10 protein-coding genes are annotated in these 13,961 nt (G+C 62.2%); 5 read left to right on the top strand and 5 right to left on the bottom strand.

Features of this window, described 5'->3' with window-relative positions; translation table 11 throughout:
* Positions 1–24: 24 nt before the first annotated feature.
* The gene (locus B0G77_RS05775; protein WP_133661242.1) at positions 25–267 is read left to right on the top strand and encodes a hypothetical protein; all 243 of its coding nucleotides are present in this window, start codon (positions 25–27) and stop codon (positions 265–267) included.
* Between the two features lie 177 nt (positions 268–444).
* Positions 445–810, top strand: a complete 366-nt coding sequence (locus B0G77_RS05770) for a response regulator (protein ID WP_133661241.1) — start codon at positions 445–447, stop codon at positions 808–810.
* Between the two features lie 448 nt (positions 811–1,258).
* Here the strand turns inward: B0G77_RS05770 and argC are convergent, their stop codons facing one another.
* From argC to B0G77_RS05755, 3 genes are all read right to left on the bottom strand, one after another.
* The gene (argC, locus tag B0G77_RS05765; RefSeq protein ID WP_133661240.1) at positions 1,259–2,206 is read right to left on the bottom strand and encodes an N-acetyl-gamma-glutamyl-phosphate reductase; all 948 of its coding nucleotides are present in this window, start codon (positions 2,204–2,206) and stop codon (positions 1,259–1,261) included.
* 261 nt (positions 2,207–2,467) lie between these two features.
* On the bottom strand, positions 2,468–3,037 hold the full coding sequence (locus B0G77_RS05760; protein WP_133661239.1) for a flavodoxin family protein: 570 nt from the start codon (positions 3,035–3,037) through the stop codon (positions 2,468–2,470).
* 250 nt (positions 3,038–3,287) lie between these two features.
* Positions 3,288–3,887 (bottom strand): YbhB/YbcL family Raf kinase inhibitor-like protein, encoded by a 600-nt coding sequence (locus tag B0G77_RS05755; RefSeq protein ID WP_133661238.1) that lies wholly within the window; start codon positions 3,885–3,887, stop codon positions 3,288–3,290.
* Positions 3,888–4,144: 257 nt separating this feature from the next.
* Between B0G77_RS05755 and B0G77_RS05750 the strand changes: the two genes are divergently transcribed.
* Positions 4,145–4,834: a response regulator gene (locus B0G77_RS05750; protein WP_133661237.1), complete on the top strand. Its 690-nt coding sequence runs from the start codon at positions 4,145–4,147 to the stop codon at positions 4,832–4,834.
* 126 nt (positions 4,835–4,960) lie between these two features.
* On the opposite strand, the gene B0G77_RS05745 is transcribed toward B0G77_RS05750, so the two are convergent.
* Positions 4,961–5,647 (bottom strand): orotate phosphoribosyltransferase, encoded by a 687-nt coding sequence (locus B0G77_RS05745; RefSeq protein ID WP_133661236.1) that lies wholly within the window; start codon positions 5,645–5,647, stop codon positions 4,961–4,963.
* Positions 5,648–6,125: 478 nt separating this feature from the next.
* On the opposite strand from B0G77_RS05745, the gene B0G77_RS05740 reads away from it, so the two are divergent.
* Both B0G77_RS05740 and B0G77_RS05735 read left to right on the top strand, forming a co-directional pair.
* Positions 6,126–7,370 (top strand): MFS transporter, encoded by a 1,245-nt coding sequence (locus B0G77_RS05740; protein WP_133661235.1) that lies wholly within the window; start codon positions 6,126–6,128, stop codon positions 7,368–7,370.
* A gap of 299 nt (positions 7,371–7,669) precedes the next feature.
* Positions 7,670–9,958: an NADP-dependent malic enzyme gene (locus tag B0G77_RS05735; RefSeq protein WP_133661234.1), complete on the top strand. Its 2,289-nt coding sequence runs from the start codon at positions 7,670–7,672 to the stop codon at positions 9,956–9,958.
* 154 nt (positions 9,959–10,112) lie between these two features.
* Here B0G77_RS05735 and B0G77_RS05730 read toward each other — a convergent pair whose 3' ends face one another.
* Complete coding sequence (locus tag B0G77_RS05730; RefSeq protein WP_133661233.1) at positions 10,113–13,712, bottom strand: indolepyruvate ferredoxin oxidoreductase family protein; 3,600 nt, start codon at positions 13,710–13,712, stop codon at positions 10,113–10,115.
* Positions 13,713–13,961 lie beyond the last annotated feature (249 nt).

The following is a 13,961-nucleotide window of genomic DNA, read 5'->3' as shown; positions in this document are numbered from 1 at the left end:
GTTCGCGGGCTCGGCGTCGGCCTCGTGTCGTCCGAAATGCTGGAGCGCTCGCCGCATCGCGAGGCGCTCCAGACTGTCGATGTGTCCAATTTCCGCACCGGCGTCGATGTGTTGTTCGTGCGCGGCTCCTTGCCGGGCCGGCTTACGCGGGCCGCCGACCTGCTGCGCGGTGCGCTCGCCGAAAGCGGCCTCGCCATGCATCTGGAGAATCCGCAGGCGGGTGTCGCCGGTCGCCCGGCTGAGGCAAATCCCGCCTGGGCCATCTGATGCACTGCAAGAAGCGTGACCGGATTTATCTAAAGAATGAAATTTGATCGCTGAAATGCGAATCAAAGCACATAAGTGAGGCTCGAATCTGTGCGAATCTCGACGGCGCCCCCAAATAGTGGGCACATCACGCCGCAGCACAGTCGATGACGCCGCAAAACCTCGCTGGAGGCACCAATGTGCACGCGCATCCTGCTTGCCGATCATGACGATGAAGCATTGACCGGTCTTGCGAATCTGCTTGAAGGCATGGGCTACGAAGTCGCGCCCGCGCGCACCCGCGAAGAGACACTCGATGCCGTCGCGCGCTACAGTCCAGACGTGGTTATTGTCGAGTGCGGGATGCCAGGTATGGACATCTCCGGCACTGGGCGCGAGTTGCGCGCCCGCAGCGCAGGCCATCCCCTGCTTCTGATCGCGCTGACCGGCTGGGGGCAGCCCCAGCAGCGGGACCTGATGCTGGCGGCCGGCTTCGACGTCCATCTCGTCAAGCCGGTGAGCGTTGACGAACTCCGCTTCGTTCTTTCCTTGACCGACGCCTGAGTGTCGCTCGGACGCAACTCTGAGTGTTTACTCTAGTAGCGATGTTGCATTGCATCAAATGCTTTGCTATATTTACTCCTGTCTCCTCCATGTCTCCACTGATATGGATTCAAGCCCGCCCTCGTTGGTGGGCTTTTTTTTGCCCTCAACTTTCCCTCCCGCTTTCCCCTGATATCCGGTGATCGGCGGCGCGCGCCGCTCTCCGTCAAAACCTGCGTCAAAATCTCTATGACACTGCAAGGTATGTGCCGATGGGATCGGCCTTTCGCTCAGCATTCGGATCGATTGAATGGAGGGATCTAGAACAGTGATCCGAACTATTACTGATTAATTGCCGGATTGATAGTCGTGTAAATCAAATGAAAGAAATAAAAAAGCCGGCTTCGAGACAGCCGGCTCCGGGGTGTTCCAAACGCGGGACGGCATGTGCCGCCCGCCTGGCAGGAAATCAGCGTTTCAATCCGCTTTCTTCGGGGGCGCCGATCGCCAGGTTCATGCATTGGATCGCTGCGCCCGACGCACCCTTGCCGAGGTTGTCGAGTCGCGCGACGGTGACAAAGCGATCCGCGTTGCCGAACACGAACAGATCGACGCGGTTCGTGTCGTTGTTCGCTTGCACGTCGAAGAAGCCGCTATCGAGGTTGCCGTCGGCATCGAACGGTGCGACGTGCACGAAAGCCTCGCCGGCGTAGTACTCGGCGAAGAGCGCCTGCACGTCCTGCGGCGTCGCCTGGCGTGCGAGTTGCCCGGGCGAGAAGAAGGTCGTGACGGCGAGGCCCTTGTAGAAGTTGCCGACGATCGGCGTGAACACCGGTGCCGACTTGAGCCCCGTATGCGCCGCCATCTCCGGCAGATGCTTGTGGGTGAGGCCCAGCGCGTAGGGACGCGGGCTCGAGAGCTTTGCGTTGCCGCCGGCTTCGTAGTCCGCGATCATTTTCTTGCCGCCGCCGCTGTAGCCCGTGATCGAATAGCTGTGCGCCTCGAAATCGGCGCTGACGAGACCCGCATCGACGAGCGGGCGCATCGCCAGCACGAACGCCGACGCGTGGCAGCCCGGCACAGCAATCCGCTTCGCGGTGCGCAGGCGCTCGCGCTGCGCGCGAGCCAGTTCGGGCAGCCCATAGGCCCAGTCGGCGCTGGTGCGAAACGCGGTGCTCGCATCGATCAGCACGGTGCGATCGTTATCGACGAGCGAGGCCGATTCGCGCGAGGCCACGTCCGGCAAACACAGGAATGTCACGTCCGACGCATTGATGAGGCGACGGCGCTCGTCGAGGTCCTTGCGCTTCGCTTCTTCGATACGCAGGATCTCCACGTCGGCGCGTTGCGACAGGTATTCAAAAATCTTCAGGCCGGTCGTGCCTTCCTGTCCATCGACAAATACTTTCGTGCTCATCTCGATCTCACTGGCTTGCTGGAATACGGGGGCGCCCTTGCGCGCCGGAACGCCATTTTAAAACCGTATGGCGGCGAGCGTGCGCAAGCGTCGGTGAAAAAAGACGTTGCGCCGCGTAAATGACGTCGGAATGACGGCGTTGCAGATGAGATGCCTGCCGATGATGACCGATTGAATACGCATAGGCCGGCGTCGGCCCGGCCCCTGCGCCCATCTGCAAGCGCATTGCCAGGAACAACGCTCAGGGGCACGCTGCCCGGATCAGCGATTGGCGGTCCAGCGGGCGGTGACGGCGGCGACGCGCGCGCCGAACACTTTTGCCGTGTCGAGGTCGCCTTGTGGCGGCGCTTCCTCCGGCGACGCATCGGCCGGGGACTGGGCCAGCAGCCCCGTGAAGCCCCCAACGTAGTTCAGATCGTTGCGGGTCGCTGCCTTGGTGTTAGCCGGCATCATGCCCGTGCCTGCCCAGATCATGCTGTGCTGCATTGCGAGTGTGACGAAGTACTGGATCGTCGAGAACTTGTCGCCGTTCATCGTCGCCGAGTTCGTGAACCCTGCGGCGATCTTGTCTTTCCAGTCCTGCGTGAACCACTGCTTAGAGCTGGCATCGGCGAACTTCTTGAAGTCGGCCGACGGGCCGCCCATGTAGGTAGGGGCGCCGAAGATGATGCCATCGGCGGCGTTCAGTTCCGCCCAGCCGGCATCGTCTAGATCGCCGACAGCGATGAGCCGCGCGTCCGCACCGGCGTCGAGGGTACCGGCGAGCACGGCTTCGGCGAGTTTCTTCGTGTGGCCATAACCGCTGTGATACACGATGACGATCTTCGACATGAGTAAGCTCCTGGAGAGGGTCGAATGGTGCGCCCAACCGGCTGGCGCGGGCTCGACGGTTGGGCATTGCATCATATTTGACCACCGCGCTTCTCCGGCGACGCTGTTTTCGGGATAGCTACGGGGAATGACTGAATTTCGCCTGCCGCGACAATCCGTGCTGTTTCGGACCCGATCCGGTGCGGCGACTCAGCGGGCGACGTTCGTGCGCAAGGCCTGCCCGCCGGCGTCTCTATGGTAGACGGACGGACTACCGACCATATGTGACAACCATCTTTGCCAAGCCGAGCGTCGCCGTGCCAATCTCGTGATCGAACATCAGTGGCGGCCGCCCCTGCGCGAGCCGCAGATTCGAGGTGCTGAGCGCATACACAGTCACAACATAGTGGTGTGGTTTGCCAGCTGGCGGACACGGGCCGCCGTAGCCGTCCGTGTCGAAGTCGTTGCGTGCCTCAACGGCGCCGAGCTTTTGAAGGTAACCCGACGCGCTGGCGTTCTCGGGCAACCGGTCGACGCTGGATGGAATCCCTGCAACTGCCCAGTGCCACCAGCCACGACCGGGTGCATCCGGGTCGAGTATCGTGACGGCGAAGCTGCGCGTGCCGACGGGCGCGTCGTGCCAGGACAGTTGCGGCGAATGGTTACCCCCTTTGCAGTCCTGGTCGAATACCTGAGCCAATGCGACGGTCCCGCCGTCATGGAAACTGGTGCTGGCCAGTCCGAATGTGCCTTCGGCGCGCGCGTGCAGGCCGGGGGAAATGACGAGTGCAATGCTGGACATCGCCAGCGCGAACGACGACAGACGGGGGCGGAGCGAAGCAGGCGATACCACGAGGCAACGCGAGCGCATGTACCGGTTCTCCTGTCAGGGTAGCGACATGGTCGCCGTCACGAGGATGATTGTCCCTATTTTGTGCCCTGACGTCGGTTCAAGTCCAATATCCTGTTTCTTTGTGGCGATTCATTCCCCTAAAGGGCCGCCGGGCAAGGAAATCGGCTATATTCAGACGAATTGCGCCGCCGACAGAATCGCAAGCAACCCTAACCAATCAAGAGCACGTGAAATGACCGGTAAATCGGCGTCGAGTGTCAGTCGAAAGGAGCGTAATGCAGGAACAAACCAGAGTCGTCGTGGCCGATGATCATCCCGTCATCCTGTTCGGTGCCGAAAACGCATTGCTCAAATTCCCGGACATTCAGGTGGTCGCGCGTGCGCGGCAATCGACGGAACTGATCAGGATTCTGCACAGTGTGTCCTGCGACGTCCTTATTACCGACCTCGCCATGCCGGGCGGCCAGTTCGGCGACGGCCTGCCGCTGATCGGGTACCTGCGCCGTAATTTCCCCACGCTGCCAATCGTCGTGCTGACCATGCTCGAGAACGCCGCACTGCTCAAGCGGCTGAGCGAACTCGGTGTGGAGTCGGTGGTGAACAAGTCGGATGATCTGGGCCACATCGGATTCGCTGTGCAACACGTCAGCCGCAAGCAGGAATACATGAGCCCTTCGGTGCGGGCATCGCTTGAATCGTTGCGCATCAACGCCAGCGGCAAAACGACGGAAGTCATGCTGTCGCGGCGGGAACTGGAGGTGGTGAGGCTGTTCGTGTCCGGTATGACGATCAAGGAAATTTCTGAACAGTTGAGCCGCAGTATCAAGACGATCAGCACGCAGAAAAATACGGCGATGCGCAAGTTGAGCATCGAGCGCGATTCGGAACTGTTTCAATATGCGCAAAGCAACGGCTTGATGAATCTGTCGTCCTACACGCCGGACGAGCACGACGAAGCGTTGTAGGTCCCGCGGTATTGCGCGTCGGATAAAAAAAGCCGCCTGTCTGCAAGACAGGCGGCTTTCTTGTAGCTTTTTTGTTTCTTCATGCCGGTGAGGGGTGGCCCCGACCGGCCCGAAGCGGTGAGGCGCTTACTGCGGAGCAGCCGTCGCGCCACCATGCGCGGCGGACCATTCAGCCGGTGCGTGGAGGAATTTCTCGACTTCTTCGAGCGTCTTCGTCTCGAAGTAGCCGGATTCCTTCGCGACGCGCAACACATCCCACCACGTGGCAAGCGCGTGCAGGTCAACGTCGATGTCTTTCAGCACCGACACGCTTTCCTTGAAAATGTTGTAGTGAAACAGCACGAAGCAATGGTTCACCTGGGCGCCTGCCGTGCGCAGCGCGTTGATGAAGTTGATTTTGCTGCGGCTGTCGGTGGTCAGGTCTTCGACCAGCAGGACGCGCTGCCCTTCGGTCAACAGGCCTTCGATCTGAGCGTTGCGGCCGAAACCCTTCGGCTTCTTGCGCACGTACTGCATCGGCACCATCAGACGGTCGGACAGCCACGCGGCGAACGGGATACCAGCGGTTTCACCACCCGCAACGGCGTCGATCTGCTCGTAACCGACATCGCGCAGAATGGTCGCTTCGGCCATCTCCATCAGACCACGGCGCACGCGCGGATACGAAATCAGCTTGCGGCAGTCGATGTAGACCGGGCTCGCCCAGCCGGACGTGAAGATGTACGGTTTTTCCGCGTTGAAGTGCACAGCCTGCACTTCGAGCAGCATTTTGGCGGTCGTGTCGGAGATCGTCTGGCGATCGAAGCCTGTCATGGGCGGATCCTTGGGTGTGAGCGGGGAGGGCGGGCGCACGGCCCGGTGGCACAGCAAGCGGGGTATTTCATGCCTTGACGGGCGGCGCGTCACGGACAACTCACCGCGTACGACTCGTCACTCACGACTCGTCACTCACGAAATACGCAGCCGGGTAGTTGGAACAGGCCGGTTTGCTGCGCGCGTAGCCGAATATTTTACCCGATCCGGGCCGTTCCGAGGAGTCCCGGGACGCAGGATCGCGTTCCGGGAATTCCAGCGCGTACCGAGGCGGCTTTCGTCGCATATCCTGGCTTTTTGGCCAGCTTGTGACCGGCAGGGGCCGCCTTTACACTCACGCGATTTTCCTGTTTGGCCGCGTGATTCTCCTCTGCGCCGAAGCTGTGGGCGCGGCTGCGTTGCGGCCGGGGCCAGCGCGACCGGATTTGCGGTCCTTCCGGCCGCAAGTCTGTCTTTGCCTGTTTGACGAGAACGCCCAATGAACGTCGCTTCTTCTTCCCCTGTCTCCACGACGACCGAACGGCGCGGCTACGCCGGCCGCGCGCTGCTTGCGTCGCTGCTCGGTTACGCGATGGATGGCTTCGACCTGCTGATCCTCGGTTTCATGCTGCCGGTGATCGCCGCCGACCTGAACCTTTCATCGACGCAGGCAGGCTCGCTCGTTACCTGGACGCTGATCGGCGCGGTTGCAGGCGGGATCGTCTTCGGCTTGCTCAGCGACTACTTTGGTCGCGTACGCATGCTTTCATGGACCATCCTGATCTTCGCGGTGTTCACCGGTCTTTGCGCGCTCGCGCAAGGCTATACCGACCTGCTCGTGTACCGGACGGTCGCCGGGATCGGCCTCGGCGGCGAGTTCGGCATCGGCATGACGCTCGTGGCCGAAGCGTGGCCGGCGTCACAACGGGCGCGCGTGTCGTCGTATGTCGGACTGGGCTGGCAGCTGGGCGTGCTCGCCGCAGCGCTGCTGACACCGCTTCTGTTGCCGGTCATCGGCTGGCGCGGCATGTTCGCGCTCGGCCTGTTGCCTGCGATTGTGTCGTTTGTCGTGCGCCGGCGCGTCGAGGAGCCGGCGATTTTCAACGAGCGCGTGGTGCATGCAGTTGCCGGTCGAAACCGCAGCCTGCCGCTGAAACTGCTGATCGCCGACGCACGCACCGCTCGCGCGAGCCTGGGAGTCACGATTCTCTGTTCCGTGCAGAACTTCGGCTACTACGGGCTGATGATCTGGCTGCCGAGCTATCTATCGAAGACGTTCGGTTATTCGCTGACCAGGTCGGGTCTCTGGACGGCTGCGACCGTCGTGGGGATGGGGCTCGGCATCTGGCTGTTCGGTATTGCTGCCGACCGCTTTGGCCGCAAGCCAGCGTTCCTGTTCTATCAGGCGGGCGCGGTCGTCATGGTGTTCGTCTACGCCCATCTCGCCACGCCGTTCGCGCTGTTGATCGGCGGCGCGGTGATGGGCGTGTTCGTCAACGGCATGATCGGCGGTTACGGCGCGTTGATCTCGGAACTCTATCCGACAGAAGCGCGTGCGACGGCGCAGAACGTGCTCTTCAATATCGGCCGCGCGGTGGGTGGATTCGGGCCTGTAGCGGTCGGCGCGCTGGCCGCCAGGTTCTCGTTTGGCGCGGCACTTGGTGTGCTTGCATCGATCTACGTACTCGACATTCTGGCCACCCTTTTTCTGATCCCTGAGCGTCGCGGGGCGGCGCTCGACTGACGCGCTTCAGGCGTCCGATCCCGCAATGGGGGTGCCGCGCCGCAGCATGCTGGCGCCTTTCCCAGTCCGTGTTTCGCCTATGGTTAGCTGTGTTTACCCCCACGCGTAACGACTCGCGCGGGGTGTACACTAATCGACCCGCGAAACGCTCTACGCCGTCTTGCCCTCTGCTCAGGTTCGACGCCGCGCCCAACCGGCGCGTGTGAAACTGCCGCTGTCGATTACCCATTCGATCCAGGCGAGCGATGTTCACGGTGTAGCGTATCCGGCCCAATTACCAACGTCTCGCAGGCCAGAAAATGGACGAACAACTTAAGCAAAGCGCTCTCGCATATCACCAGAATCCGAAACCCGGCAAGATTTCGGTCACCCCGACCAAGCCGCTTTCGAATCAGCTCGACCTGTCGCTGGCGTATTCGCCGGGCGTCGCGGCCGCGTGTATGGCTATCTTCGATGAGCCGCTCGACGCGCAGAAGTACACGTCGCGCGGCAACCTGGTGGGTGTGATCACGAACGGCACCGCGGTGCTGGGTCTCGGTAACATTGGGCCGCTCGCAGCCAAGCCGGTAATGGAAGGCAAGGGCTGTCTGTTCAAGAAGTTCGCAGGCATCGATGTGTTCGACATCGAGCTCAGCGAGTCCGATCCGGACAAGCTCGTCGAAGCGATCGCGATGCTCGAGCCCACTCTCGGCGGCATCAACCTCGAAGACATCAAGGCGCCCGAATGCTTCTATATCGAGAAGAAGCTGCGCGAGCGCATGAAGATTCCGGTCTTTCACGATGACCAGCACGGCACCGCGATCATCGCGTCGGCGGCGATCCTGAACGGCCTGAAAGTGGTGGGCAAGAAGCTCGGCGAAGTGAAGCTGGTCTGCTCCGGCGCGGGCGCGGCGGCGATTGCCTGTCTGGACCTGCTCGTGAACCTCGGGCTGTCGAAGAAGAATATTCTCGTCGCCGATTCGAAGGGCGTCATTTACGAAGGCCGCGGCAACCTCGATCCGTCGAAGGAACGCTACGCGGCCAACACCGAACATCGCACGCTCGCCGACGCAATCCGCGGCGCGGACGTGTTCCTCGGCTGTTCCAGCGCCGGCGTGCTGAAGCCGGAGATGGTCGCGGAAATGGGCACGCAGCCGCTGATCCTCGCGCTCGCCAACCCGGATCCGGAAATCCGCCCGGAAGAAGCGAAGAAGGTGCGCCCTGATTGCATCATCGCAACTGGCCGTTCGGACTATCCGAACCAGGTCAACAACGTGCTGTGTTTCCCGTTCATCTTCCGCGGCGCGCTGGATGTCGGCGCGACGACAATCACCGAGGAAATGAAGCTTGCGTGTGTGCGCGCGATCGCCGAGCTGGCCGAAGAAACCGACCAGGGCGATGAAGTTGCGAAGGCATACGAAGGCCATTCGCTCGAATTCGGTCCGGAGTATTTGATTCCGAAGCCGTTCGATCCGCGTCTCATCATCAAGATTGCGCCGGCGGTGGCGAAGGCTGCGATGGACTCGGGCGTCGCGACCCGTCCGATCAAGGACATGGACGCGTACCGCGAAGAACTCGGCGCGACGGTGTATCGCACGGGCATGGTGATGCGTCCGGTGTTTGCAGCTGCGAAGTCGCAGCCGGCGCGCATCGTGTTCGCGGAAGGCGAAGACGAGCGTGTGCTGCGTGCGGCGCAGTTCGTGCTGCTCGAGAAGATCGCGAAGCCGATCCTGATCGGCCGGCCGTCCGTGATCGAGATGCGTCTGAAGAAGATGGGCTCGAAGCTTAAGTGCGGCGAAGACTTCGTGATCGTCAATCCGGAAGATGATCCGCGCTATCAGCAGTGCTGGCAGACGTATCACGAGATCGGCGCGCGCGAAGGCGTCACGCCGGAAGTCGCCAAGGCGGCGCTGCGCAAGTTCAACACGCTGATCGGCTCGATCCTGGTTCGCCTTGGCGAAGCGGACGGCATGATCTGCGGGATGATCGGCCAGTACAACACGCATCTGAAGTTCATCGAACAGGTCCTGGGCAAGGCCAAGGACGTCGATAACTTCGCGGCGATGAACCTGCTGATGCTGCCAGGCCGCAACCTGTTCATCTGCGATACGTACGTGAACGAGACCCCGACTGCCGAACAGCTCGCCGACATGACGATGCTGGCCGCAGGCGAAATCGAGAAATTCGGCATCACGCCGAAGGTCGCGCTGCTGTCGAATTCGAACTTCGGCAGTGTGCCGTCGGCGTCATCGGAACGCATGGCGGCAGCGCGCAAGCTGATCGTCCAGCGTGCGCCGCATCTGGAAATCGATGGTGAAATGCACGGCGACGCGGCGCTGTCGGAAGTGGTGCGCAAGGCGGCGTTCCCGGGCACGACCCTTTCTGGTGAAGCGAACCTGCTGATCATGCCGAACGTCGAAGCAGCGAACATCGCGTACAACCTGCTGAAGATGATCGGCGGCGAAGGCGTGACGGTCGGTCCGTTCCTGCTCGGCGCGGAAAAACCGGTGCACATCCTGACGTCGGCGGCGACGGTGCGCCGGATCATCAACATGACGGCGGTGGCTTCGGCGAACGCGAACGTCAATAGAGCTGCGGCGGCGCGTTAAAGCGGCACGCTCCGGTCGGCCGGCTGAAGAAAGAAGCCCCGCACCCGAAAGAGTGCAGGGCTCACAGGCAAGCTGGGGAGGGTTTTTTAAAGGGCACGACGTTTTTGCGTCGTGCCCTTTTATTTACGTCGAGCTTTTCCGGCGCCGGGCTGCATCAAGCGACGTGCCTCGCGGCGCCGCCTTCGGGCGCTCGCCATTTCGCGAGCAACGCGGACCATTTCGTCCGTACGCCCTTCAGGTTGTTTTCCTTGACGTGGCCGTATCCGCGAATGCCGTCGGGCAGACTTGCAAGCTCAACCGCGAGTGCCCGCTTGCCGGCCGTCAAGCCGCTGATCAGTTCCCGCACCAGCGCTTCATATTCGCCGATCAGTTCGCGTTCCGTCCGGCGTTCCTCTGTCTTGCCGAACGGATCGAGCGCCGTGCCGCGCAGGAACCTGAGTTTCGCCAGCACGTGCATCGCCTTGAACACCCACGGGCCGTATTGCTTTTTCACCAGATGACCGTGGGCGTCCTTCTTCGAGAACGCCGGCGGCGCGAGATACAGCTTGAGCTTCCAGTCGCCCTCGAAATTCGCCTTCACTTTTTCAATGAACGCGGGATCGGCGTAAAGACGCGCCACTTCGTATTCGTCCTTGTACGCCATCAGCTTGTGCAGGTTCTTTGCGACCGCCTCGGTGAGCGGCATCTGGCCATCGCCGCCATCGAGCGCCGCTTCCGCCGCGCGCACGTCCGCCACCAGCTTGCGATAGCGCGCCGCGTAGGCATTGTTTTGATACGCGGTGAGGTAGGCCGCACGCCTGTCGATCAGCGTGTCGAGCGCCTTCGGCGTGTGCAGCGAGATGATCTTGCCAGCTGCCGCCGATTCGGGCGTGTCGCCTTGACCGGCAGATTGCGCGAGCTTGCGTACTGCTGCGAGATCGTGTGCCGCACGGCGGCCCCATTCGAACGCCGAGCGGTTCTTTTCGACCTGAACTGCGTTGAGTTCGATCGCGCGCATGAGCGACTCATGTGTCAACGGCACCCAGCCGCGTTGCCAGGCGTAGCCAAGCACGAACGGGTTCGTGTAGATCGCGTCGCCGAGCAGCGCGACGGCGAAGTGGTTGGCATCGACCGTGTCGACGCCATCGTTGCCCGCCGCTGCACGCACGTCCGCTTCGGAACTGAGGCCCGGGAAGCGCCAGTTCGGGTTCTTGATGAACTCGGCGGTCGGCGTCGGCGCGCTGTTCAGCACGACGCGCGTCCGGTCGGCCTGCATCCGTGACATGCATTCGTCGCTGGCGGTAACGATCGCGTCGCAGCCGATCACGAGGCTCGCTTCGCCCATCGCGATGCGGGTGGCATGGATGTCGGCGGGGTGGTTCGCGATCTGCACATGACTCATCACGGCGCCGCCTTTCTGCGCGAGGCCGGTCACGTCGAGCACCGTCACACCCTTGCTCTCCAGGTGCGCGGCCATGCCAAGCAGAGCGCCGATCGTGACGACACCCGTGCCGCCGACGCCCGTCACCAGCACGCCATACGGTTTGGCTAGCGTGGGAATCTCCGGTTCCGGCACGGGCGGCATGGCATCGCCCGCCACGCCCGACACCTTCGGCTTGCGCAACTGCCCGCCTTCCACAGAGACGAAGCTCGGGCAAAAGCCCTTCAGGCACGAGAAGTCTTTGTTGCAGGTCGACTGGTTGATCTGCCGCTTCGTGCCGTATTCCGTTTCCAGCGGCTCGACCGACAGACAGTTCGACTGCACGGAGCAGTCGCCGCAACCTTCGCATACCGCTTCGTTGATCACGACGCGTTTTGCCGGATCCGGATAGGTGCCGCGTTTGCGGCGGCGACGTTTTTCGGTCGCGCAGGTCTGCTCGTAGATCAGGATCGACGTGCCCGCGATCTCGCGAAGCTCACGCTGGATCTCGTCGAGCTGGTCCCGGTGATGGATCGTCACGCCGGGCGCGAGTTGCGTCGAACCGTGGTATTTCTCCGGTTCATCGGTGACGATCACGATCTTCGCCGCGCCTTCGGAGGCGAGCTGGTGCGTGATCTGCGGCACGGTCAGCACGCCGTCGACCGGCTGGCCGCCCGTCATCGCGACCGCATCGTTGTAGAGAATCTTGTAGGTGATGTTCGCCTTCGACGCGATCGCCGCGCGAATGGCGAGCAGGCCGGAGTGGAAGTACGTGCCGTCGCCGAGGTTGGCGAACACATGTTTGTCGTTCGTGAACGGTGCCTGGCCGACCCACGCGACACCTTCACCGCCCATCTGGCTGAACGTGCTCGTGTTACGGTCCATCCACACGGTCATGTAGTGGCAACCAATGCCCGCCATCGCACGCGAACCTTCCGGCACGTTCGTCGACGTATTGTGCGGGCAGCCGGAGCAGAACCATGGTTTGCGCTCCGCTTCCACACGCGGCTTCGCGAGCGAGCGCTCCTTTGCTTCGATCACGGCGATGCGCGTCGCGATGCGCGCGCGCACATCCGATGGCAGGTCGAGCTTGTCGAGCCGCGTGGCGATTGCCTTCGCGATGATCGCCGGCGACAGTTCATAGTGCGCGGGCAGCAGCCAGTTGCCCATCGGCACCGACCATTCGCCACCTGCACCGTCCTTTTCGTCGAACTTGCCGTAGACGCGCGGACGCTGGCCATCCGGCCAGTTGTACAGCTCTTCCTTGATCGCGTATTCGAGGATCTGCCGCTTTTCCTCGACCACCAGAATCTCTTCGAGGCCGCGCGCAAATGCGTGCGCGCCTTGCGCTTCGAGCGGCCATACGCAGCCGACCTTGTACAGACGGATGCCGATGCGCGAACAGGTTTCGTCATCGAGGCCGAGATCCGTCAGCGCCTGACGTACGTCGAGATAGGCCTTGCCCCCCGTGATGATGCCGAAGCGGGCGTGCGGCGAGTCGATCTCGACACGATCGAGCTTGTTCGCGCGCACGTAGGCGAGCGCGGCGTACCACTTGTAATCGAGCAGACGCGCTTCCTGTACGAGCGGCGGATCCGGCCAGCGGATGTTGAGGCCGCCTTCGGGCATGGTGAAGTCAGTCGGCAGGACGATCTGGGTGCGATGCGGATCGATATCAACCGAGGCCGACGACTCGACCACATCGGTCACGCACTTGAGCGCGACCCACAGGCCGGAGTAACGGCTCATTGCCCAGCCGTGCAGGCCGAAGTCGAGATATTCCTGCACGTTTGACGGGAACAGCACCGGAATGCCGCACGCCTTGAAAATGTGTTCGGACTGGTGGGCAAGCGTCGAGGATTTCGCCGCGTGATCGTCGCCGGCGAGCACGAGGACGCCTCCATGTGGCGACGAGCCCGCCGAATTCGCATGCTTGAACACGTCGCCGGTGCGATCGACACCCGGGCCCTTGCCGTACCACATCGAAAATACGCCGTCGTATTTCGCGCTAGGGTAGAGGTTGACCTGTTGCGAGCCCCACACGGCGGTGGCGGCGAGATCTTCGTTGACGCCCGGCTGGAATACGATCTGGTGCGCGGCGAGGTGCTGCTTCGCCTTCCACAACGACAGGTCGAATCCGCCAAGCGGTGAGCCGCGATAGCCGGAGATGAATCCGGCGGTATTGAGCCCGACGGCCTTGTCGCGTTCCTGCTGCAGCATCGGCAGACGCACCAGCGCCTGGATGCCGCTCATGTAAGCGCGGCCGCGTTCGAGCGTGTATTTGTCGTCGAGTGTGACGGAAGATAGAGCGGCTTCGAGCGAGGCTCGCTGACCAGCGTCTAACGGGGCATTCATTATGTGTACTCCTCCACTCAGTTTGGGATCGCCAAAACTTCTGTGCCTCGGCATCTTGTGAATGCTTCGGCCGGGGTCGCCATATTGACGGTTTTTCACCGATGTTAGCACTGGTGAAAACCCGTCGCATGGCGCGACGGATACCTGTTGGCGTCAGGCGGGCGCGTATGTTTCACACGGTGTTCCACGCTGACCGCGACTTCAGACCGGACGCTGTAACAAGCTGTAAAAGCTTCTCATTGGCGGAAC

It is taken from the genome of Paraburkholderia sp. BL10I2N1, from assembly GCF_004361815.1.
In the GTDB taxonomy this organism is placed as follows: domain Bacteria; phylum Pseudomonadota; class Gammaproteobacteria; order Burkholderiales; family Burkholderiaceae; genus Paraburkholderia.
This window is presented reverse-complemented; position numbering and strand designations above follow the sequence as displayed.